This is a genomic window from Acidovorax sp. JG5 (assembly GCF_017939685.1).
Taxonomy (GTDB): domain Bacteria; phylum Pseudomonadota; class Gammaproteobacteria; order Burkholderiales; family Burkholderiaceae_C; genus Acidovorax.
The window spans coordinates 92,183-114,585 of record NZ_JAGKSE010000006.1 but is presented as its reverse complement, the minus strand read 5'-3'; the positions used below and the strand labels follow the sequence as shown (position 1 = coordinate 114,585).

Below are 22,403 nucleotides of genomic sequence, written 5' to 3'. Positions count from 1 at the left end.
ATCTGTCCAACCTAGATGATGCGGGAAAACCGGGCCCGATTGCGATCCGCCTGCAAATAACGGTCAAACACCATCGCGATGCCGCGCACAAAAAACCAGCCCATGGGCGTCACCTTGACGCCTTCGGAATTCAGCGCGACAAGGCCTTGCTCGGCCATGGTCTCCAGTTGCTCCAGCTCCGGCGCGAAATACGTCCGAAAATCAATGAGCCACGCCTGCTCCATGGGCTCGAACTGCACTTCGCCCTGGCACATGAGCGCCATGATGACCGCCCTGCGCACCAGGTCGTCGCGGTTCAGTGCCAATCCTCGCACCACCGGCAAACGTCCCTGGTCCAGATGGTCGTAATACTCCTCCAGCGACTTGGCGTTCTGACTATAGGTGGCCCCCACCCTGCCGATCGCTGACACACCCAGGGCAATGAGATCGCAGTCGGGCTGTGTGCTGTAACCCTGAAAGTTGCGGTGCAATCGCCCCTGCCGCTTGGCAACAGCCAGGGCGTCGGTAGGCAGGGCAAAGTGGTCCATGCCCACGTACACATAACCTGCGTCCATGAAGGCATCGAGCGAGCGCGACAGCATGGTCACCTTGGCGGATGCGGCGGGGAGCTCCGTCGAAATGATGCGTCTCTGGGGCTTGAAGCGGTCGGGCAGATGGGCATAGGCATACAGGGCGATCCGGTCGGGGCGCAATTGCGCCACCTGCGCCAACGTGCGGTCGAACGACTCGGGCGTCTGGCGCGGCAGTCCGTAGATCAGATCCACATTCACCGACTCAAAGCCCAAAGCGCGAGATGCCTCCACCAGCGCAAACACCTGCTCTGCCGGCTGGATGCGGTGCACCGCCTTCTGAACCTCGGCATCGAAATCCTGCACGCCGAAGCTCAGCCGGTTAAATCCCAGCTCCGCCAGCACCGCCAGGCGCTCCGCGGTGACAGTGCGGGGATCGACCTCGATGGAATACTCACCACCCGGCGCGAACGTGAAGCTGCGCCGCAACGTTGCCATGAGTTGCCGCAGTCCGTCATCCGAGAGAAAAGTGGGCGTGCCGCCACCCAGGTGCAGCTGACTGACCACCTGCCCGGTGCCGCAGTGGGCTGTGTGCAGATCGATCTCGCGGCTGAGGTAGCGCAAATACACATCGGCACGGTCATGGTGCTTGGTGATGATCTTGTTGCATGCGCAGTAGTAACACAGCGATTCGCAAAACGGAATGTGGACGTACAGGGACAGTGGCAGTGCCATGGCCGTGGTACCCACCCGGCGCTGCGAGAGCGCCAGCACGTAGTCTTCGTGCCCAAACGCCTCCACAAACCGGTCCGCGGTGGGATAGGAGGTATAACGAGGCCCTGGCACGTCAAAACGGCGCAGAAGTTCTGGTGAAACAGCGGTCATGGGAAAATATCCTTGCGTGCACCAGTACTGTGCCGTACCCTTCAATCGACGTCCTTGACCTTAATCAAGAGCACGAAGGGACGCAGCGGTGACAATTTGATTCATATCAGCCACCGGGTCGCAGCGCGGGACAATTGCGTCCCAACAGACATCAGCCAACTATCCCGGCCCAACCAGGTTCCAGTGTCCATGAATCCGCAAACCATCAAAGTCGCCTGTTCCAACTGCAACCTGCGCGAACTGTGCATGCCCGTAGGTTTGAACGAACAGCAGTTGCAACGCATTGATGACATCGTGGCCGTGCGACGAAAAATCAAACGTGGCGGCACCCTCTTTCGCAATGGAGAGGCATTCACCTCTCTCTATGCCATTCGCACCGGTTTTTTCAAGACCTGCGTCGCCACGGAAGACGGGCGTGACCAGGTCACTGGTTTTCAGATGGCCGGTGAAATCATTGGGCTCGATGGCATCGTCAACGACCACCACACCTGCGACGCCATCGCCCTCGAAGACGCCGAAGTGTGCGTCATGCCCTTCGACCGCATCGAAGAACTGTCGCGCGAAGTCAATGCCCTGCAGCACCATGTTCACAAAATCATGAGCCGCGAAATCGTTCGCGAGCACGGTGTCATGCTTTTGCTGGGCAGCATGCGCGCGGAAGAGCGCCTTGCTGCGTTCCTGCTCAATCTGGTGCAACGCCTGCACGCCCGCGGGTTCTCGCAATCTGAACTGGTGCTGCGGATGACGCGGGAAGAAATCGGCAGTTACCTGGGACTCAAACTGGAAACCGTCAGCCGCACGTTCTCGAAATTTGTAGAAGACGGCACTGTGGAAGTCAAACAGCGCCATGTCCGCATTCTGGACACCGAGGCCCTCAAGCGCATCGTCAACAGCCAGCAGGCCTGCCACTGATCGCCATCGAGGAATCCACCCTTACGGGCATGACGAAGCCTTGTGACAATCGTCCGGCCGAGCCTCTGGGGGCACCGGGCAGCGGTTGAGTTCAAAGGATGACATGGACAGCAGTGTCGTCAGCGCACTGGCAAGCATGGTAACAATCCAGAAGACAAAGAACGCAAGGGTATAAACGCCCTGGCGCGACAGCGTCAATGGCTGGCCAAACCAATGCAGATCCTGCGGATCCACCATGGCAAAAACCAGCATTTCCAGAATGCCCGCCACCAGAAAGGCAGGCCATGCAATCCACATCAAGCGTTGTTTCCACATCGTCTTGTCTCCTAAGATTTTTCTGAAGTGATGTGCATCCACCAGGCTGGCATTGAATCTCAGCGAGGTTGGTCCCCGGCAGGTGTTGCCGCGTGGTTGCGGGCCTTGAGTGCCGGGGCCAGGCTTTTTTCAGGCTGCGCCAGCGTCTGGTTGATCTCCATTCCCTTGCGGTAATAGTCTTCCTCAACGACAGGGTCCGGCCGACTGACGGCGAGCCACAACGTGACGAATCCGGCAATCACCACAATGACCGGCCCGGCAATCACCAGCCAGACATGACCAAACTTCCACCAAGGCTGCGGTTCAGAAGCAACAACGGGGCTGGATGACATAAAACCTCCTCAGCTTGTCAGCAATACAGATCACAAGACACCACGGAACCTGCAGTGACCTGCAGTGACCTGCATTTAACGCGGCACCAGGAAAATGGATTTTTCGGTCACTTTGCCACCGCCTTCCAGTGCCGAAATATCGAAATGAATCGCATGGGAACCAGGAGCCGCCGATCCATAAGGAATCTGGAGTCGCACGGCCACCCAGCGGGATTCTGCGGCGCCAATGTCGACCTCCTGCTCAGAGGCCACTTCAAGGCCCTCCAGCCCGTTCGCTGAAATGCGATAGCGCTGCGCGGCCTCGGTGGCATTCATGATTTGCAGCCGATAGACATTTTCCAGCTTACCCCCGGCAACAATGCGGGACAAGGCGGCACGGTCACGCACGATATCCACTTTCAGGGGGGTGCGCGTTGTCAAGCTGGCCAGCATGCCCACGCACAAGGCCACCAGAACCGCGGTGTAAATGAGCACGCGGGGGCGCAAGACATGCCGCAGGATTTGCGATTGACTCCAGCGATTGAGCACACCATTCTGGGTCGAATACCGTATCAACCCCTTGGGGTAGTTCATCTTGTCCATGACGGTGTTGCACGCATCCACGCACAGGCCGCAGCCGATGCACTCATATTGCAAACCCTTGCGGATGTCGATGCCCACCGGACATACCTGCACACACAGCGTGCAGTCGATGCAGTCGCCCAGGCCCTTGGCCTTGTAATCCACCGTCTTGACCCGGGGACCACGCGGCTCGCCTCGGGCTTCATCGTAGGTCACGATCAGCGTATCGCGATCGAACATTGCGCTCTGGAACCGCGCATAGGGGCACATGTATTTGCACACCTGCTCCCGCAGAAAGCCCGCGTTGCCATAGGTGGCCAAGCCATAGAAAACCACCCAGAAAATCTGCCAGCCGCCGGAAAAAGCCAGCAACTCGGGACCCAGTTCCCGGATCGGCACGAAGTAACCCACAAAGGTGAATCCCGTCCAAACGGACACTGCCACCCACACGGTTTGCTTCAGGAACTTCTTGCGGATCTTCTCGAAAGTCCAGGGACTCGCATCCAGTCGCAGACGCGCACTGCGATCACCCTCGATCTTGTGCTCTATCCACATGAACATCTCGGTGTAGACCGTTTGTGGACACGCAAATCCGCACCACAAGCGACCGGCCACCGCGGTGAACAGAAACAGCGAGAGCGCCGAAATGATCAGCAACCCCGTCAGGTAAATGAAATCCTGCGGGTAAAGGACCAGTCCAAAAATATAAAACCGGCGGGCACCCAGATCAAACAGCACCATCTGGCGCTGGCCCCACTCCAGCCACGGCAACCCATAAAAAACAAGCTGCGTGAGAAACACCATGACCCAGCGCCAGCGCGCAAAGTACCCGCTGATCGATCGCGGGTAAATCTTCTTTTGCGCCTCGTAGAGGGAAACGAATTCACCCTCTGCCGATGGCTCGGGTGTAGCCGCCGCGATGGGGATGACCTTGCGCGGTGGCCTGTCAGGTGATGTCATGGTGCGGGCCGTAAGAGCAGAAAAACATATCGGGTGGCCCCACCAAGGTCGGGGCCGCCCTGATTTCAGCGGGCTGCTACGGGCTTGTTGGACAAGCCCCATACGTACGATGCGAGCACGCCGATCTGCGCATCGGTCAGCTTGTCGGCTTGCGCTGGCATCTGGTTGACCTTGCCGCTATTGATCATGGCTGCAATGGCAGCTTCGCCCCAGCCGTGCAACCAGATGTCGTCCGTGAGGTTGGGGGCGCCCAAGGCCTGGTTGCCCTTGCCGTCCATGCCATGGCAGGCGGCGCATGAGACGAACTTGGACTTGCCCAGCGATGCCCGCAAAGAATCATGCGGGCTGCCCGACAGGCTCAGCACGTAATGCGACAGATTGCGCACATCTTCCGGCGAACCCACTGCGGCAGCCATGGGAGGCATGTTGCCGATACGCCCCTTTTCCAGGGTCTCGCGGATTTTCTCGGGCGTGCCGCCATGCAGCCAGTCGTTGTCGGCCAGGTTGGGGAAACCCTTGCTGCCGCGCGCATCCGAACCGTGGCACTGGGCGCAGTTGTTCATGAACAGGCGCTCGCCAATGGCATGGGCCTGGGGGTCCACCGCCACATCTTCCGGCTTCATCGAAGCAAAGCGTGCATACAGGGGCTCGATTTCCGTCTTGGCCTTGGCCATTTCAGCCTCGTATTCACCGAGTTGCGTCCAGTTCAGCTTGCCCGTGAAGGTGCCAAGGCCGGGGTAGGCAGCCAGATAACCCAGGCCGAAGACGATGGTGATGACAAACAGCCACACCCACCAGCGTGGCAGAGGGTTGTTCATTTCGACCAGATCCTCGTCCCAGACGTGGCCTGTGGTGTTGTCGGCCGTGGCCTTCACTTTCTTGCGGCCCGCCATCCAAAGCAGGATGCCGCAGGCGATGATGCCGACCAGGGTCAGCGTGGTCACAAAGACCGACCAGAAATTGCTGGTGAAGTCACTCATGGGGTGTTCTCGTTCTGGTGAAGGTCAATCTTGCTCGAAGGGCAGGCGGGCTGCCTCATCAAACCGGGACTTGTTGCGGCCCCTGTAGGCCCAGAGCCAGATGCCAATAAAGCAGGCCATCGATGCCAAGGTGGCGACGATGCGCATGGTCGTGATGTCCATGGCCAATCTCCTTTATTTGAGCGCGCGGCCCATGACTTGAAGGTACGCAACCAGGGCATCCATTTCGGTCTTGCCCTTGACGTCGGCGGCAGACGCTGCGATCTGCTCGTCGGTATAGGGCACGCCCACGGTCCGCAAGGCCTTCATGCGCGGAGCCACATCGGCCGGATCAATGGTGTTCTTCTCCAGCCATGGATACGCGGGCATGTTGGACTCGGGCACCACGTCACGCGGATTGTTCAGGTGGATGCGATGCCATTCATCGCTGTACTTGCCACCCACGCGATGCAGATCAGGGCCCGTGCGCTTGCTGCCCCACTGGAAGGGGTGGTCATAGACAAACTCGCCAGCCACCGAGTAGTGGCCATAGCGCAGGGTTTCGGCGCGGAACGGACGGATCATCTGCGAGTGGCAGTTGTAGCAACCCTCGCGGATATAGATGTCGCGGCCCACCAATTGCATGGAGCTATAGGGCTCCACGCCCTTGACCGCCTCGGTCGTAGATTTCTGGAAGAACAGGGGCACGATTTCCACCAGGCCGCCAATGGCGATCACCAGCAAAATCAGCACGATCATCAGAAAGTTGTTGGTTTCCACCTTCTCGTGGGTGAAGCCGCCAGAAGCATTTTGGTTGTTGTCAGACATGAATAGGCTCCTTGGGGCTCAGGCGTGGGCAGCGTTCACGGCGGGAATCGCCACCTTGACCGAACGCCCCGAAATAGCGGTGGCCCACACATTCCAGGCCATGACGATCATGCCGCCCAGATACAGCAGACCACCGGCCACACGGATCACATAGAACGGATAAGTGGCCTTGACGCTTTCCACGAAGGTATAGGTCAGGGTGCCGTCTGCGTTGATGGCGCGCCACATCAGGCCCTGCATCACGCCGGCGATCCACATGGCAGCGATGTACAGCACGATACCGATGGTGGCCATCCAGAAGTGCAGCTCAATTGCCTTGATGGAATGCATCTTTTCCCGGCCAAACAGGCGAGGAACCAGGTAGTAGAGCGAGCCCATGGTGATCAGACCCACCCAGCCCAAGGCACCAGAGTGCACATGGCCCACGGTCCAGTCGGTGTAGTGACTCAGTGCGTTGACGGTCTTGATGGACATCATCGGGCCTTCGAACGTGGACATGCCGTAAAACGACAGCGACACGATCAGGAAACGCAGGATGGGGTCGTCACGCAGTTTGTGCCATGCGCCCGACAGGGTCATGATCCCGTTGATCATGCCGCCCCAGCTGGGGGCCAGCAGGATGAGCGAGAACACCATACCCACCGATTGCGTCCAGTCGGGCAGCGCGGTGTAGTGCAGGTGGTGTGGGCCCGCCCACATGTAGGTGAAGATCAGTGCCCAGAAGTGGACGATGGAGAGGCGGTAGCTGTACACCGGACGGCCCGCCTGCTTGGGAATAAAGTAATACATCATGCCCAGGAAGCCCGTGGTGAGGAAAAAGCCCACGGCATTGTGGCCGTACCACCATTGCACCATGGCATCCTGAACCCCCGCGTAGGCCGAATAACTCTTCATCAAGCCTGCAGGAATGGACGCGCTGTTGACGATGTGCAGCAAGGCCACCGCCAGGATGAAGGCGCCGAAGAACCAGTTGGCCACATAGATGTGCTTGACCTTGCGGGTGCCCACGGTGCCAAAAAACACGATCGCATAGGAAACCCAGGTCACTGCAATCAGGATGTCAATCGGCCATTCCAGCTCGGCATATTCCTTACCCTGGGTGAAGCCCAGGGGCAGACTGACTGCCGCAGCCACGATGACCAGTTGCCAGGCCCAGAACGTGAACGCGGCCAGCGAGGGCGCGAACAGGCGTGTCTGGCAGGTGCGCTGAACCACGTAATAGCTGGTGGCAAACAGCCCGCAACCACCAAACGCAAAGATCACCGCGTTGGTGTGCAGCGGGCGCAAGCGCCCGTAGCTCAGCCAGGGAATGCCGAAATTGAGCTCTGGCCAAGCCAGCTGGGCGGCGATGATGACGCCCACCAGCATGCCAACCACCCCCCACACCACGGCCATGATAGAAAACTGTCGCACCACCGTATCGCTGTAGTGCACAGCCATTGTTTTTGGAGAATCCATCGGGCACCTCGTTTGATTACTGGAATAGTTTTGTCCAAGCAGGGTTATTCAACATTGATGCATGTCAATCGTCCCGAAAAATGCGTTCGCCTTCTTGCTCCACGCTCTCGAACTGGCCGTGGTAAACCGCCCACCACAGGCCCGCAAGAACCATCAGCACCAAAATGACCGACAAGGGGATCAGCAAATACAGGATGTCCATCAGACCGGGTCCAGGGAAGATTGGGAGGCAGAGGTCATGGGTGCGGGGCCTTTCATCGGCTGCTGCGGGTTCACCCCCACCACCTGCACACCGGGCAGGGATTGGGACAAACGGGCGGCATTCAGCACCACCAGCAGCGAACTGAGCGCCATGCCCAGCCCCGCCAGCCAGGCCGGCATCCAGCCGACCAATGCCAAGGGAACACACACCGCGTTGTAGCCCGCAGCCCACCATAGATTCTGCTTGACCACCCGCAAGGTGCGGCGCGCCAGCAGCACAGATTGCGCAACCAGCAACAGGCTGCCACCCAGCACCACAAAATCAGCGCGCGCCTGGGCCAGCGGCACCGAGCGGCCAAAGGCAAACGACACATTCGCCCCCGCCAGAACCGGGCCATCGTTGAGGCCATCGCCCACCATGGCCACATGGCGCCCCTGTGCCTGCAGCCGCTGCAGGGCGGCCAGCTTGTCCTGGGGCGTGCATTCGCCCTGGGCCTGGGCGATGCCCGCCTGCGCGGCCACCCGCTGCACCGCGCCCAGCCGGTCTCCCGACAGGATCTGCACCGCGACGCCCGACTGCTGCAAGGCACGCACCACGTCAGGGGCCTCGGGCCGCACGTCCTCGATCACATCGAAGCGTGCCAACTCGGTGAACTGGCCGTCGCTCCCCTGCCCCGAAAGCACCACCTGCAGCGCCTCTGCGCCGTCCTGCGCGGCCACGCCGGCATGGCGGGCCGAGCCCAGCCGCAGCAAGCGTGGGGGAAGCGCGCCCTGTGCGTCGTGGATTTCGGCAGTCAGCCCCAGGCCGGCATCCTCGCGCAGGTTCACGGCGCTCCAGCGCGCGCTGGCCACGGGCGCGGCCGCCACGATGGCGCGCGAGGCCGGGTGCATGGATTGCCGCGCCAGCGTGGCCGCCAGCGCCAGGGCATCATCGCGGCCCAGCCCCGGCGCGCAACGCACGGTCTGCACGGCCATGCCGTCCCGGGTGAGCGTGCCCGTCTTGTCGAACACCAGGGTATCCACACTGGCCAGGGCCTCCAGGCCCTGCAGGTTGCGCACCAGCACGCCGTGGCGGGCCAGTGTGCCGGCCGCTGTCAGCATGGCCACCGGCGTGGCCAGCGACAAGGCACAGGGGCAGGTCACGATGAGCACCGCCACACCCACCATCAGGGCGCGCCCCGGATCGGACGGCCACCACCAGGCCACGGCCAGCCCGGCCGCCAGCAGCACCGCCAGCAAAAATGGCCGCGCAATGCGGTCCGCCAGCTGGGCCAGACGGGGCTTTTGCAGCGAAGCGCTTTCCATCAGCGCCAGAATCTGCGCAAAACGGGTTTGACCACCAATGCCCAGCACCCGCACCTCGACCGGTGCCTGCAGGTTGTAGCTGCCCGCCGTCACCTGGCTGCCCAAGGGCCGCGCCACGGGCGTGGATTCGCCCGTGAGCAGGGCTTCGTCGGCCTGGGTGCTGCCCCGCGTGATGCAGCCATCGGCAGGAAAAGCCTCGCCCGGCAGCACGCGAATCACATCACCCACGGCCAACCGGCGCGTGGTCACGCGGGTAAAGACGCCGTCGGCCCCGCGCCGCTCCACGCTGTCGGGCAGGCGGTTCATGACGGCCTCCAGCGCGCCGGCCGTGCGGTCGCGCAGGCGCAGCTCCAGCCAGCGGCCGGTCAGCAGGAAAAAGACGAACATGGTCAGCGAGTCGTAATAGACCTCGCGGCCCAAAACCCCCGCGGGGTCAAACGTGCCTGCCGTGCTCACCACGAAAGTGATGCCCATGCCCAGGGCCACCGGCAGGTCCATGCTGACGCGGCGCAGGCGGATGTCACGCAGCGCACTGCCAAAGAACGGGCCACAGGCAAAGAACACCACCGGCAGCGTCAGCACCCACGAGGCCCAGCGCAGCAACTGCTCCATTTCACCGGTCAGATCGCCCGGCTTTGCCACATAGGCGGGCCATGCGTACATCATGACCTGCATCATGCAAAAGCCCGCCACCAGCCAGCGCCACAGCGCCAGCCGGCTCTCGCGCAGGCGCTGCTCGCGCGCATGGGCATCCATCGCCGGCAAGGCACGGTAACCCGCCTTTTGCACCGCGGCCATCCACTGCGACGGCAGCACCTGGCTGGGCCGCCACACCACGCGGGCGCGGTGCGTGGCGGCGCTCACGTCCACCTGCTCCACGCCCGCAACCGCGCGCAATGCGTCTTCAATGGTCAAGGCGCAGGCGGTGCAGTGCATGCCCTCCAGCACCACGTTCGACTCCCACACCGCATCGGGCGACGCGGAGGCAAGCGCCCCAGGAACATCCTGCGCAGCCCCCGCATCCCGGGCACCGCTGCCCGCCGGCCGGCGCAGGCGCCCGAACGCAGCCCATTCCTGCGGGTCATCCAGCAGCACATGCGCCGCCATATCTGGCAAAGTGGAGGAGTTCGTGGACATGGTTCGAGCCTACCGGCCAAGCATGACACGTACATTGACATGGATCAAGCCGCAAACCATGGTCCTCTCTAAGCTCTGACCACCCCAACTTTGAGGAGTCCGACATGTACAAACGCATTCTGGTGGCCACCGACGGTTCTGAACTTTCCAACAAGGCGGTTCAAACCGGCCTGTCCCTGGCCGCCCTGTCGGGCGCCACGGTGGTCGCACTGAAAGTGGTGCCGCGTTACCCGCGCAGCTATTTTGAAGGCGGCATGCCGGTGGACATGATTGACGTGAAGCGCATCGAGCAGCAATGGGGCGACGCGGCCCAGGCGCTGGTGAACAAAGTGAAGGCCCAGGGCAGCGCCGAGGGCGTGACGGTCAAGCCCGTGGTGGCCAAGTCCGACCTGGTGGCCGAGGCCGTGATCGCAGCCGCCAAGAAGCACAAGTGCGACCTGATCGTGATGGCCTCGCACGGCCGCAAGGGCATCAAGCGCCTGCTGCTGGGCAGCGAAACCCAGCATGTGCTCACGCACTCGCACATTCCGGTGCTGGTGCTGCGTTAAGCACAAAATATGCCGCTAGCGCTTATGCAATCAGCGCTACCAGCTATCAAGATAGAAGCAAAACGGGGCCCTTGAGGCCCCGTTGTCCGTGAACGGCAAATCGGCGCTCAGGCAAACAGCCCTTTGTGCTGCTCGCGCAGCAGGTTTTTTTGCACCTTGCCCATGGTGTTGCGCGGCAGCTCGGTCGCCACAAAACAACGCTTGGGAATCTTGAAGTTGGCCAGCTGCGACTTGAGCTGCGCCACGATGGCCTCGCCGTCGATCTGTGCGCCCGGCTTGGCGATGACCACCGCCACGCCCACCTCGCCAAAATCGGGGTGCGGCACACCCACCACCGCGCTCTCGGCCACGCCCGGCATGTCGTTGATGGCGCTTTCGATTTCTGCCGGATAGACGTTGTAGCCGCCGCTGATGATGAGGTCCTTGCTGCGGCCCACGATGCTGACATAGCCGCGCTCGTCCACCTTGCCCACGTCGCCGGTTTTGAACCAGCCATCCTGGGTGAACTCTTCGGCGGTCTTCTCGGGCATGCGCCAGTAGCCTTTGAACACATTGGGGCCCTGCACCTGGATGTTGCCGATCTCGCCCACCGGCAAGTCCTTGCCCGCATCATCGACCACGCGCAAGCCCACACCGGGCAGCGCAAAACCCACGGTGCTGCCGCGCCGCTCGCTCTGGCCGCCATGGCGCGCGTCGGCGCTGTAGGGGTTGGAGGTGAGCATGATGGTCTCGCTCATGCCGTAGCGCTCCAAAATGGTGTGGCCGGTGCGCTCACGCCAGGCGTTGAAGGTTTCAATCAGCAGCGGCGCCGAGCCGGCGATAAACAGGCGCATGTGCTTCGTGGCGTCCTGGTTCAGCCCCGCCTCGGCCAGCAGCCGCACATAGAGCGTGGGCACGCCCATGAACACGGTGGCGCGCGGCATGGCGGCCAGCACGGCCTTGGGGTCGAACTTGGCCATCCAGATCATCTTGCTGCCGTTGATGAGCGCACCGTGGATGGCCACAAACAGGCCGTGCACATGGAAGATGGGCAGTGCGTGGATGAGCACATCGCCACGGCCATCAGGCCCTCCGGTGGCCGTCCAGCCCCAGTAGTCCTTCAGCGTCACGGCATTGCTCAGCAGGTTGCCATGCGTCAGCATCGCCCCCTTGCTGCGCCCCGTGGTGCCACTGGTGTAGAGGATGGCGGCGAGGTCATCCGCCCCCTTGTCCACCGGCTGGTGATCGTCGCCATGGTGCGCGGCGCGATCGAGCAGGCTGCCCGTGCGGTCGTCGCCCAGCGTGAACACATGCTGCGTGCCGGCCGTGAAGGCAATCTTGCTCACCCAGCCGAAGTTGCCGGGCGTGCACACCACCACGGCGGGCTCGGCATTGCCCACGAAATATTCGATCTCGCCGCTCTGGTAGGCCGTGTTGAGCGGCAAGAACACATAGCCCGCGCGCAGCGTGGCCAGATACAACAGCATGGCCTCGACCGATTTTTCCACCTGCACCGCGATGCGGCTGCCCTCTGGCAGCTTCAGCGACGCCAGCAGATTGGCGATGCGCGCGCTGGCGTGGTCGAGGTCGCGCCAGGTGTAGCGCAGCGGCTCGCCCTGGGGCGAGGTGGCTTCGACGGCGATCTGGTCCAGATCGCTGGGAAAAGCAGCGCGCAGGGCGCAAAACAGATTGGCGTTGTGGTTCGGTTGTTTCATGGCGAATCAAAAAACAGGGGGACGTTTGGCCAGGAAAGCCGCGATGCCTTCGCGGTGCTCGGCACTGTCGGCATAGGCGTAGGGGTCGAGTGTGCCATTTACTATGTTTTCAATAGCTGCTTGCGGTTTACCACCGGGCGCTACAGGCACTTTTAATGCCCGAAATGTCTGCTTGTTCAGGCGTGCGGCTTGCGGCGCCAGGGCCGCCACGCGGCAGGCCGTGCCCAGCGCATCGGCGGCCAGCAGGCCGGGCTCGGTGACGCGGCTCAGAAACCCGCGCGCCAGCATGTCGGCCGCAGAAAAAGTGGCCGCCTCCAGCAGCATCTGGCGTGCGGTGACATCGCCCACCGCGCCCGCCACCAATTGCGCTTCACGCGGCGCCATGGGGAACCCCAGCCGGGCGATGGGGGCGCCAAAGCGTGCGCTGCTGCCGGCAATGCGGATGTCGCAGCAGCTGGCAATCTCCACGCCCGCGCCCATGCAGGCGCCGTCGATGCGCGCCACGATGGGCACGTCGCACTGGAGCATGGCCTGCAGACCGCCCCAGACATCGTTTTCGTGGAAGTCGCGCAGCGCGGCGGCATCGAAGCGGAACGCCGGGTATTCCGAAATGTCGCCGCCGGCACAGAAGGCACCGTCCGCCCCCTCTATCAGCACGCAGCGCGCATCCGGATTGCGCTGAATGCTCTCAAAAACAGAGCGCAGCTGGCGCCACATGGCGCGCGACATCGCGTTGAGCCGGCCGGTGTGGCGCAGCGTGACCTGCACCACGCCCGCTTCGCCGGCCGCTCCTGCGGCCCGCGCCGCGACAACTTCCCCTGGCATGTAATTCCTTTCTTCAATCCAGCCTGGCGCCGGCGGCCTTGACCACCTGCGCCCAGCGCCGAACCTCGGCACTGACGAATTTTGCAAACTGCGCCTGCGCCATGCCGCCGTAGTCCGCCCCGTTGCTGGCCCAGATGGCCTTGATTTCATCGGCGGTGCCGATGCGGCGGATGTCTTCGATGATGCGCGCCTGCACATCGGCCGGCGTGCCCTTGGGCGCCCACAGGCCGTACCAGGTGGTGACGGTGTAGTCGGGCAGGCCCACCTCGGCGGCGCAAGGCACGTCGGGAAAGGCCGGGTTGCGCTGGCTGCCCGACACCATCAGCGCCTTGATGCGGCCGCTCTTGATGTGGGTGGCCGACGAACCCAGGCCGTCGAACATCATGTCCACATTGCCCGCAATCAGGTCCTGCAGCGCCGGACCGGCACCGCGGTAGGGAATGTGCGTGATGAAGGTGCCCGTCTGCTGCTTGAACAGCTCGCCGGCCAGGTGGTGCGAGGTGCCCGCGCCCGCCGAGCCGTAGTTGAGCCTGGCCGGGTTGCGCTTGAGGTGTTCCAGAAACTGCTTGAAGTTGCTGGCCTGCACGGCCTTGGGATTGACCACCAGCACCTGCGGCACATTGGCCAGCAGCGCCAGGGGGATGAAGTCTTTCTCGATGTCGTAGTCAAGCCGGGGGTACATCGACGGCGCGATGGCATGGTGCACGGCGCCCATGAACAGGGTGTAGCCATCGGGCGCGCCCTTGGCCGCATAGCTGGCGCCCACGGTGCCGCCCGCCCCGCCCCGGTTGTCAATCACCAGCGTCTTGCCCGTCACCTTGGCAAACTGCGCGGCCAGTGGGCGCGCAAAGGCGTCGGTGCCGCCCCCTGCCGGAAACGGCACCACCAGGCTCACCGGCTTGATGGGCCAGGCGGCCTGCGCCCAGCTGCCGCCCGAAGCCATCGCCAGACCTGCGGATGCGGCACTGGCCAGCAGCGTGCGGCGCTGCATGCGGTGTTCTTTCATTTTGTCTCCTGTCGTCGTTGTAAAAATGGAAAGAGAAGCGAGGGAAGAATTCCGGCGCGTTGCCCGTCAACCACGGCACAGGCTGTCGATGTCCCCCGACACCGGCACCTTGCCCTGGGCCAGCATGCCGCGGTGCTTGTCGATGCGCTTGAGGTCGTACAGGTAGTTCACCATCAGTCCATACGATTGCTTCATGCCCTTGGCCGAGGGATCACCGGCCCAGTTGAGCCGTTCCACACGGGCGCCGTTGCCCAGGTGAAACCGCGCCACCGCATCCACGGGCTTGCCATCGTGCAGCTCGCGGCCCAGATAGTACGCGGCGCATTCCAGCAACATCTGGCGCACGGGCGAGCGCGCATCCAGCTCCAGCGCCTTGTCCGCGGCAGCAAGCAGATGGGTGGCCTGCGGCAGCTCGGCCCCCACCGCCCGGCCCAGTTCGGCGCGGCGCTTGTGGTCCAGGCGCTGCAGCATGGCCCCGGCGTTCTTGCCCAGCCAGGCCCGAAAGCCCGGAATCGGCGACAGCGTGGCAAAGGTGCGCAGGCGCGGAAAATCGGCCGTGAGCGTTTCCACCACATGCTTGATGAGCGAATCGCCAAAGCTCACGCCGCGCAGCCCCGGCTGCGTGTTGCTGATCGAATAGAAGATGGCGGTGGTGGCCTTTTTCAGGTCGGCCGGTGCCGCCGCTTCGTCCAGCAGCGGCGTGATGCTGCTGGAAATGTGGTCCACCAGCGCCACTTCGACAAAGATCAGCGGCTCGTTGGGCAGGCGCGGGTGAAAGAAGCCGTAGCAGCGGCGGTCGCTGTCGAGCCGGTTTTTCAGGTCGGCCCAGCTGCGGATGTCGTGCACGGCCTCGTATTTGATGAGCTTTTCGATCAACGAGGCCGGCGAATCCCACGACAGGCGCTTGAGCTCCAGAAAAGCCACGTCGAACCAGGTGGAGAACAGGTGCTCCAGATCTGCGTCCAGGGCCACCAGGCGCTTGTCGGACTTGAGCTGGGGCAGCAGCTCGGCGCGCAGGTCCACCAGAAAGCGCATGCCCTCGGGAAACACCGCAAAGCGCTGCAGCAGCCGCGTGCGCGGCGACACCAGCGAGCGGCGCAGGCTGATTTCGGCCTGCATTTCGTCCGCCGTGCCGGCGGCGGCTTCGTAGCGCTGGCGTGCCGACTGAAAACGCGTGGCATCGGGCGCGAACTGCTCGCACAGCAGCAGCCACATGTCGCGCCGCTCTTCGGGTGCGGCCTGGCCGTACCACGCGGCCACGGCCTGGGCGCGGCGGCCGCCTTCCAGTTCACTGACCTGCGGGGCCACCACTTCCTGCAGATCGGCCAGCAGGCGGCGCAGCGCGCGCGGCGACAGCGACTCATTGCCGCGCCGCAACGTGGCCTGCAGGCGCTCGTGGGTAGAGCGCGGCGCCGGGGCCTTGGCGGCGCCATCGGCGGCCTGCTTGTCCGTTGCCGCTTTGGGCGCCTTCACGGAACGCAGTCGCGAAACGCTGCGGGTGATCCATTCGGTGGTATTGGTCATGGGTTCAATCGGGATTGCTGGTTGCGGGCTACATCACGCAGCGCCTCGCGCTGGTGCAGCAGATGGGTGCGCATGGCCGATTCGGCGGCTTCGCTGTCGCGGCGTTTGAGGGCGTCAAACACCGCCAGGTGCTCGGCCAGGCTTTGCTGCAGGCGCCCCGGCGCATGCAATTGCTGCAAGCGGGCCAGGCGCAAAATCTTGCGCAAATCACCAATCACCTGGGCCAGCCAGCGGTTGTCGGCCAGCGTGATGAAGGCCTCATGGATAGCGTGATTGACCGCGTAGTAGTCGGTGATGCGCCCCTCGGCAGCGCACTGCTGCAGGCGCTGGTGCAGCACCTCCAGCGCGGCCACATCGGCATCGCCTGCGCGGCGGGTGGCTTCAAGCGCCGCGCGGCCCTCCAGCAGCGCGATCACGGGGAAGATTTCGTCCAGATCGCGCTCGGTGACCTCGGCCACAAAGCAGCCCCGGCGCGGCTCGTGGCGCAGCAGGCCTTCGGCCACCAGCACCTTGAGTGCCTCGCGCAGCGGGGTGCGCGATATGGCCAGCCGCTCGCACAAGGCGGCTTCATCCAGGAAACTGCCGGGCGGCAACGAACCCGCAAAAATCTGCTCGCGCAGCCGCGATGCGGCTTCGTCGTGCAGGGAATTGGCAACGGTGCGCATGGCGGGCAAAGGCTCCTGGGTGGGCCGGGGAACCTGCGGGTGGCGCACACCTCAGCAAGGGCCCAGTGTCTTATCGTCTCGCAACCCCATCAAACAGGGCCTCAACGCGGCATATTTGACGTAATTTCTGGTAATTATTGGAAATGACGCGCCAAAAATCCATCAGGGCTTACCAGCAGGCTCCACCAAGGACGCCAGCCGACGCGCCAAAAGAACACAGTTGCCAGCACCCCGAGGCGGGGCCCCTTGCCGTGTTGCCGCCTTGCCGTGTTGTCTGCCCGCCTGGCCGGCTCGCAGGTAGCCGCCGACAGCGCGGTGCACGGTGCACGGGCGCACGGTGCACCTACAATGCCGCCCCTGCCCTGCTCCCCCTATTGCGCGCCCATGAACATCGTCATCAACCAAGACCTTCAAGCCTATATCGATCCGCTGACCCCGGAGGAACACGAGTCGCTGGAGCGCAGCCTGCTGGCCGAGGGATGCCGCGACGCCCTGGTGCTGTGGGGCGATGTGCTGGTGGACGGACACAACCGCTATGGCATCTGCCAAAAGCATGGCCTGCCGTTCCAGACAGTGCAGAACACGCGCTTTCAGTCGATGGAAGACGTGCACCTGTGGATGATCGACCAGCACCTGGGCCGGCGCAGCGTTTCAGACTTTCAGCGCGGCGTGCTGGCGCTGCGCAAACGCGAGATCGTGGCCGAGCGGCGCGCCGCCTTGGCAGCCGCCGGCCCTGCGCCAACGCCCACCGTGCACGACACGGCAGGCAACGCCGAGCCCCCGGCCCCAGCCACCCCGGAGTTGGCGCCCGAACCCCTGAACAGCCGCGAAGCCATTGCCCGGGCCGCGCGCTTGAGCAGCAGCCAGGTGGTGATGATCGAAAAAATCCGCAAGCAGGCGGCGCCCGAAGTGGTGGCGGCCGTCAAATCCGGCACGATCTCGCTCAATGCCGCAGCCGCAGTGGCCAGCCTGCCTGCCGAAGAACAGGTGGCGGCAGCCATCGCCGGCAAGGACGAGCTCAAGCAGGCGGCCAAGCGCGTGCGTGATGCCAAGCGCAAGCCGCGCGAGGAAGCGGTTGCACCAGCAGGTGACGCCGAGCCCGACACGGTGGCCGCCCTGCAGCAACGGGTGGCCGAGCTGACGGCCGAGAACGCCGCCCTGCGCCAGCAGGTGGCCGAACTCAGCGCGCGGCAGTAACTATACTTTTAATAGCTGCCAGCGCTTGATGCAAAAGCGCTAGCGGCATATTTCATGGGGATTTTCGTGGCACATTTCGTGGCGTAACAGGCTGGCGCTGCGCCCACACCCACAGGCCCACGCCGGCCACGATCATCGGCAGGCACAGCCACTGGCCCATGCTCATGCCCAGTGACAAGAGCCCCAGAAACGCATCGGGTTCACGGAAATACTCGGCAATGAAGCGGAACACGCCGTAACCCACCAAAAACGCCGCTGCCACCTGGCCCTGGCGGCGCTCGCGGCGCGCATACAGCCACAACAGCACAAACAGCAGCAAGCCTTCCAGCAGAAACTGGTACACCTGCGACGGGTGGCGCGGCTGCATCGAGCCGCTGTGCGCAAAGACCATGCCCCAGGGCAGGTCGGGGCTGGCAAAACGGCCCCACAGCTCGCCATTGATGAAATTGCCCACGCGCCCGGCCGCCAGCCCCGTGGGCACGCAGGGCGCCACGAAATCGGCCACCTGCAGCCAGGGGCGCTTGCGCGAATGGGCAAACCACAGCATCGCCGCAATCACGCCCAGCAACCCACCATGAAAGCTCATCCCGCCCTGCCACACGGCAAAAATCTCCAGGGGATGGGTAAGGTAGTAACCCGGCTTGTAGAACAGGCAGTAGCCCAGCCGCCCTCCGGCCACCACGCCGACCACGCCGAGAAAAAGAATGTCCTCGACATCCCTGCGTGACCAGGCACCCGGCCCGGTGATGGACGCAAAGGGTTCATGGCGCAGGCGGCGCATGCCCAGCAGCATGAACAGGCCAAAGGCGGCGAGATAAGTCAGGCCATACCAGTGCACGGCCAAGGGGCCGATCTGCAGGGCAACGGGGTCGATGTGGGGGTAGGTCAGCATGGTGGGCGGTATTGTGCCCGGCGCGACGCGGCGGAGCGGAAACCTGGACGGTAATGCCTGGCAATTGCAAGGAAAATTGCCCCTCAGCGCATATGCACCAAGCGCTTCAAGCTATCAATAAAAGAGCACCAAAAAAGAAAACCCACCAGCGGGTGGGCCGGCGGGTTTTGGCAGGCGGCGCCTGGGCGCCGGGGCAGTGTCAGTCCAGCAGCGACAGGTCGCGCACGGCGCCCTTGTCGGCCGACATCACCAGTTTGGCATAGGCCTTGAGGGCGGCGGACACCTTGCGCGGCCGTGGCTGCGCGGGCTTCCAGCCCAGCTTGTCCTGCTCGGCTCGGCGCTTGGCCAGCTCTTCGTCCGACACCAGCACATTGATGGAGCGATTGGGAATGTCGATGCGGATGCGGTCGCCATTGCGTACCAGGCCAATCGCGCCACCGGCAGCGGCCTCGGGCGAGGCATGGCCGATAGACAGGCCCGAGGTGCCGCCGGAGAAGCGGCCATCGGTCAGCAACGCGCAGGCCTTGCCCAGGCCCTTGGACTTGATGTAGCTGGTGGGGTACAGCATCTCCTGCATGCCGGGACCGCCCTTGGGGCCTTCGTAGCGCACGATCACCACGTCACCGGCCTTCACCTTGTCGTTCAGAATATTGGCCACGGCCTCGTCCTGCGACTCGGTCACATGGGCTGTGCCTTCAAACACCAGCAGCGCGTCGTCCACGCCAGCGGTCTTGACCACGCAGCCGTCCAGCGCGATGTTGCCACGCAGCACGGCCAAGCCGCCCTCTTGCGAGAAGGCGTGGTCGCCCGAGCGGATGCAGCCCTTGGCGCGGTCCAGGTCGAGGCTGGGCCAGCGTGCGTTCTGGCTGAACGCCACCTGCGTGGGGATGCCGCCGGGGCCAGCCATGTAGAAGGTCTTGACCGCGTCCGATGGGTTGCGGGCAATGTCCCATTCGTCCAGCGCGTCCTTCATGGTTTTGGCGTGCACGGTAGGCGTGTCGGTGTGCAGCTTGCCGGCCCGGTCCAGCTCGCCCAGGATGGCCATGATGCCGCCCGCGCGGTGCACGTCTTCGATGTGGTACTTGTCGGTGTTGGGCGCCACCTTGCACAGCTGCGGCACCAGGCGCGAAAGGCGGTCGATGTCGGCCATCGTGAAGTCGATTTCGGCCTCTTGCGCGATCGCCAGGATGTGCAGGATGGTGTTGGTCGAGCCGCCCATGGCGATGTCCAGCGTCATGGCGTTTTCGAACGCCTTGAAGCCCATCGAGCGTGGCAACACGCTGTGGTCATCTTGTTCGTAGTGGCGCTTGCACAGTTCCACCACCAGACGGCCGGCGCGTTTGAAGAGCTGCTCACGGTCGGCGTGCGTCGCCACCACCGTGCCATTGCCAGGCAGCGAAAGGCCCAGCGCTTCGGTCAGGCAGTTCATCGAATTGGCGGTGAACATGCCCGAACACGAGCCGCAGGTCGGGCAGGCAGAGCGCTCGATTTCGGCCACGTCGGCGTCAGACACCTTGTCATCCGCCGCCATCACCATGGCGTCGATCAGGTCGAGCTTCTTGAAGGTGACGGCATGGGTGGTGGGGTCGGTCTTGTTGACCTTGCCAGCCTCCATGGGGCCGCCCGAAACAAACACCACGGGAATGTTCAGCCGCATGGCCGCCATCAGCATGCCGGGCGTGATTTTGTCGCAGTTGGAGATGCACACCATGGCATCGGCGCAGTGCGCGTTGACCATGTATTCGACCGAGTCCGCAATGATGTCGCGGCTGGGCAGCGAATACAGCATGCCGTCGTGGCCCATGGCGATGCCGTCATCCACGGCGATGGTGTTGAACTCCTTGGCCACACCGCCTGCCGCTTCGATCTCGCGGGCGACGAGCTGGCCCAGATCTTTCAGGTGCACATGGCCGGGCACGAACTGGGTGAACGAATTGACCACCGCAATGATGGGCTTTTGAAAATCGTCGTCCTTCATGCCGGTGGCACGCCAGAGCGAACGCGCACCTGCCATGTTGCGACCGGCAGTGGAGGTTTTTGAGCGGTAAACAGGCATCGTGATGTGTGGTAAAGGGTTACTCGGGAATCAGGGGCAATGTATGGGCAATTATCTCTGCGGGGGTTACCCCGCGATACCACAAGGCCTAACGCGGCTTGCGCGGCTGAATGCCCAGCGCTTCCTTGTGCTTGTTGATGCGGTCCTGCTTGCGCTGGTCCATCTTTTCCATGGCCTTGCGCTTGGTGTAACCCGTGGCGTCGGCCCATGCCCACCACAGGGCCGTGATGGCAAACGGCGACAGCACCCACCACCATGACCACGCGGCAACCGGTTCGATTTCAAGGTATTTCAGCAACGCCAGAACAAGACCGAGGCCCAACAGGTACATCTTCAACTCCAAAAAACGCATATTCGATGAATGAATTGACAAAAGACATGGAAACGTCAACCCAAATCACTACAATTTCGTTATAAGCACTGTAACCTAACCTCAGGAAACTCCACCATGAAACGCACCCTGATCGCTCTTGCCATGACACTGTCGGTCGCAGCCCCCGCAATGGCCGATCTGGCATTGGCCACGTCGAAGAATTGCATGGCATGCCATGCAGTGGACAAGAAAATGGTCGGCCCCTCGTACAAGGATGTGGCTGCCAAGTACGCCGGCCAAAAGGACGCGGTGGACAAGCTGGCCGCCAAGATTGTCAAGGGTGGTTCTGGCGTGTGGGGCCCCGTTCCCATGCCCGCGAATGCACAGGTCAATGAAGCAGACGCCAAGAAACTGGCTGCCTGGGTTCTGACGCAAAAGTAATTCGGCAATGTGCCGCTGCAGAGCGCACGCTCTGCATCCTCTGGCCGCGCTTTCCCTCTGGGAGCGCGGCCTTTGTTTTGGAAGCGCTCCTTCTCACACGATGCTGCTTCCCGGACGCGCCCGCAGCTGTTGCTCCAGTTGCCCCACATAGGCAGCCGTGGAGTTGTCCGATTCTTCAGCCCTTGCGGTCAGGCGGGACTCCAGGTTGTTCAGCCGCTCCAGCAACGCTGCCTGGGCCTGCACATGCTGGGCTTCGAGAAAGCTGCGCAGCTCGGTAAAACGCGACGCTTCGGCCTTGTCGGCCAGTTCGCGCTGCGCCTGCATTTCCTTGGTATGGCGGCGTGCATCCATCAGCACCGAGCCCTGCAAGGAAAGCACATAGGCCACACCGAACACACCCAACAGCGCGGTCAGCCCCAGCATCAGCAAGCCCAGGGGGGCCTCGAAGGTCATCAGCCCTACCGACACCATGGAAGACGCTGCCAGCAGTTCCCAGTTCAGCGCAGCCAGGGCGGTGATGGCCAGCACGATGATGAGCAAGATGGTCGATCGCATTTGCATAAAAGTACTCCAGTAAACAAACGACGTCCCAGTCGATATGGCCGGGATGCGGGTGTTGTGTTGTACCTCATGCCCACCTGACGCACGCAGGAAAATCCCGCAAGCGCTGCGCGCTGGCGCCTTTCGGCGCCTTCTGGATCAGTTGGTCTGCCGGCTTCGATGATGAGCGGTGAACGAGCGACGAGGATTTTGTGGCCACATCACATCGCTGCGCGATATGAGTGTCCACNGAGCGACGAGGATTTTGTGGCCACATCACATCGCTGCGCGATATGAGTGTCCACAAATCCCGCAAGCGCTGCGCGCTGGCGCCTTTCGG

At 63.1% G+C, this 22,403-nt stretch carries 23 protein-coding genes; 4 read left to right on the top strand and 19 right to left on the bottom strand.

What is annotated here, in order from left to right; genetic code table 11:
• Positions 1–11: 11 nt before the first annotated feature.
• The gene (hemN, locus tag J8G26_RS09270; RefSeq protein WP_210568724.1) at positions 12–1,394 is read right to left on the bottom strand and encodes an oxygen-independent coproporphyrinogen III oxidase; all 1,383 of its coding nucleotides are present in this window, start codon (positions 1,392–1,394) and stop codon (positions 12–14) included.
• A gap of 189 nt (positions 1,395–1,583) precedes the next feature.
• On the opposite strand from hemN, the gene fnr reads away from it, so the two are divergent.
• A complete protein-coding gene (gene fnr, locus J8G26_RS09265) occupies positions 1,584–2,306 on the top strand; it encodes a fumarate/nitrate reduction transcriptional regulator Fnr (RefSeq protein WP_210568779.1) in 723 nt (240 codons plus the stop codon).
• A gap of 21 nt (positions 2,307–2,327) precedes the next feature.
• On the opposite strand, the gene J8G26_RS09260 is transcribed toward fnr, so the two are convergent.
• The 9 genes from J8G26_RS09260 to J8G26_RS09220 form a co-directional block, all read right to left on the bottom strand.
• Entirely contained in the window at positions 2,328–2,621 is a 294-nt protein-coding gene (locus J8G26_RS09260; RefSeq protein ID WP_210568723.1) for a hypothetical protein, read from the bottom strand.
• A gap of 59 nt (positions 2,622–2,680) precedes the next feature.
• Positions 2,681–2,953 carry a FixH family protein gene (locus J8G26_RS09255; protein WP_087746491.1) on the bottom strand — a complete coding sequence of 91 codons (273 nt, stop codon included), beginning with the start codon at positions 2,951–2,953 and terminating at the stop codon, positions 2,681–2,683.
• Positions 2,954–3,028: 75 nt separating this feature from the next.
• Positions 3,029–4,474, bottom strand: coding sequence for a cytochrome c oxidase accessory protein CcoG (ccoG, locus tag J8G26_RS09250; protein ID WP_210568722.1), 1,446 nt, complete (start codon positions 4,472–4,474; stop codon positions 3,029–3,031).
• Between the two features lie 65 nt (positions 4,475–4,539).
• Positions 4,540–5,454: a cytochrome-c oxidase, cbb3-type subunit III gene (gene ccoP / locus J8G26_RS09245; RefSeq protein WP_087746494.1), complete on the bottom strand. Its 915-nt coding sequence runs from the start codon at positions 5,452–5,454 to the stop codon at positions 4,540–4,542.
• Between the two features lie 24 nt (positions 5,455–5,478).
• A complete protein-coding gene (locus tag J8G26_RS09240; protein WP_087748304.1) occupies positions 5,479–5,616 on the bottom strand; it encodes a cbb3-type cytochrome c oxidase subunit 3 in 138 nt (45 codons plus the stop codon).
• A 12-nt stretch (positions 5,617–5,628) separates the two neighbouring features.
• Positions 5,629–6,261, bottom strand: a complete 633-nt coding sequence (gene ccoO, locus J8G26_RS09235) for a cytochrome-c oxidase, cbb3-type subunit II (RefSeq protein ID WP_210568721.1) — start codon at positions 6,259–6,261, stop codon at positions 5,629–5,631.
• Between the two features lie 18 nt (positions 6,262–6,279).
• Positions 6,280–7,719, bottom strand: coding sequence for a cytochrome-c oxidase, cbb3-type subunit I (gene ccoN / locus J8G26_RS09230; RefSeq protein WP_210568720.1), 1,440 nt, complete (start codon positions 7,717–7,719; stop codon positions 6,280–6,282).
• 64 nt (positions 7,720–7,783) lie between these two features.
• Positions 7,784–7,921: a cbb3-type cytochrome oxidase assembly protein CcoS gene (ccoS, locus tag J8G26_RS09225; RefSeq protein WP_087746500.1), complete on the bottom strand. Its 138-nt coding sequence runs from the start codon at positions 7,919–7,921 to the stop codon at positions 7,784–7,786.
• The gene (locus J8G26_RS09220) at positions 7,921–10,362 is read right to left on the bottom strand and encodes a cation-translocating P-type ATPase (protein WP_210568719.1); all 2,442 of its coding nucleotides are present in this window, start codon (positions 10,360–10,362) and stop codon (positions 7,921–7,923) included. The genes ccoS and J8G26_RS09220 overlap by 1 nt, the downstream gene beginning before the upstream one ends.
• A gap of 104 nt (positions 10,363–10,466) precedes the next feature.
• On the opposite strand from J8G26_RS09220, the gene J8G26_RS09215 reads away from it, so the two are divergent.
• On the top strand, positions 10,467–10,910 hold the full coding sequence (locus J8G26_RS09215) for a universal stress protein (protein ID WP_210568718.1): 444 nt from the start codon (positions 10,467–10,469) through the stop codon (positions 10,908–10,910).
• Positions 10,911–11,017: 107 nt separating this feature from the next.
• Here J8G26_RS09215 and J8G26_RS09210 read toward each other — a convergent pair whose 3' ends face one another.
• The 5 genes from J8G26_RS09210 to J8G26_RS09190 form a co-directional block, all read right to left on the bottom strand.
• Positions 11,018–12,604, bottom strand: a complete 1,587-nt coding sequence (locus tag J8G26_RS09210; RefSeq protein ID WP_210568717.1) for a malonyl-CoA synthase — start codon at positions 12,602–12,604, stop codon at positions 11,018–11,020.
• 6 nt (positions 12,605–12,610) lie between these two features.
• Positions 12,611–13,429 carry an enoyl-CoA hydratase/isomerase family protein gene (locus tag J8G26_RS09205; protein ID WP_210568716.1) on the bottom strand — a complete coding sequence of 273 codons (819 nt, stop codon included), beginning with the start codon at positions 13,427–13,429 and terminating at the stop codon, positions 12,611–12,613.
• Between the two features lie 13 nt (positions 13,430–13,442).
• Positions 13,443–14,435, bottom strand: a complete 993-nt coding sequence (locus tag J8G26_RS09200) for a tripartite tricarboxylate transporter substrate binding protein (RefSeq protein ID WP_210568715.1) — start codon at positions 14,433–14,435, stop codon at positions 13,443–13,445.
• A 66-nt stretch (positions 14,436–14,501) separates the two neighbouring features.
• A complete protein-coding gene (locus tag J8G26_RS09195; RefSeq protein WP_210568714.1) occupies positions 14,502–15,959 on the bottom strand; it encodes a malonyl-CoA decarboxylase in 1,458 nt (485 codons plus the stop codon).
• A complete protein-coding gene (locus J8G26_RS09190; protein ID WP_210568713.1) occupies positions 15,956–16,624 on the bottom strand; it encodes a GntR family transcriptional regulator in 669 nt (222 codons plus the stop codon). Before J8G26_RS09190 ends, J8G26_RS09195 begins: the two co-directional genes overlap by 4 nt.
• 384 nt (positions 16,625–17,008) lie before the next feature.
• Here J8G26_RS09190 and J8G26_RS09185 point away from each other — a divergent pair, with 384 nt between their 5' ends.
• Positions 17,009–17,821, top strand: a complete 813-nt coding sequence (locus tag J8G26_RS09185) for a plasmid replication/partition related protein (RefSeq protein WP_210568712.1) — start codon at positions 17,009–17,011, stop codon at positions 17,819–17,821.
• Between the two features lie 52 nt (positions 17,822–17,873).
• On the opposite strand, the gene lgt is transcribed toward J8G26_RS09185, so the two are convergent.
• From lgt to J8G26_RS09170, 3 genes are all read right to left on the bottom strand, one after another.
• Complete coding sequence (gene lgt, locus J8G26_RS09180; RefSeq protein WP_210568711.1) at positions 17,874–18,713, bottom strand: prolipoprotein diacylglyceryl transferase; 840 nt, start codon at positions 18,711–18,713, stop codon at positions 17,874–17,876.
• A 199-nt stretch (positions 18,714–18,912) separates the two neighbouring features.
• Positions 18,913–20,769 (bottom strand): dihydroxy-acid dehydratase, encoded by a 1,857-nt coding sequence (gene ilvD, locus J8G26_RS09175; protein ID WP_087746518.1) that lies wholly within the window; start codon positions 20,767–20,769, stop codon positions 18,913–18,915.
• Positions 20,770–20,857: 88 nt separating this feature from the next.
• Positions 20,858–21,100 carry a TIGR04438 family Trp-rich protein gene (locus J8G26_RS09170; RefSeq protein ID WP_086914023.1) on the bottom strand — a complete coding sequence of 81 codons (243 nt, stop codon included), beginning with the start codon at positions 21,098–21,100 and terminating at the stop codon, positions 20,858–20,860.
• 117 nt (positions 21,101–21,217) lie between these two features.
• Here J8G26_RS09170 and J8G26_RS09165 point away from each other — a divergent pair, with 117 nt between their 5' ends.
• Positions 21,218–21,523, top strand: coding sequence for a c-type cytochrome (locus J8G26_RS09165; RefSeq protein WP_086912012.1), 306 nt, complete (start codon positions 21,218–21,220; stop codon positions 21,521–21,523).
• Positions 21,524–21,616: 93 nt separating this feature from the next.
• On the opposite strand, the gene J8G26_RS09160 is transcribed toward J8G26_RS09165, so the two are convergent.
• Positions 21,617–22,084: a Signal transduction histidine kinase gene (locus tag J8G26_RS09160; RefSeq protein ID WP_087746520.1), complete on the bottom strand. Its 468-nt coding sequence runs from the start codon at positions 22,082–22,084 to the stop codon at positions 21,617–21,619.
• Positions 22,085–22,403: the final 319 nt, after the last annotated feature.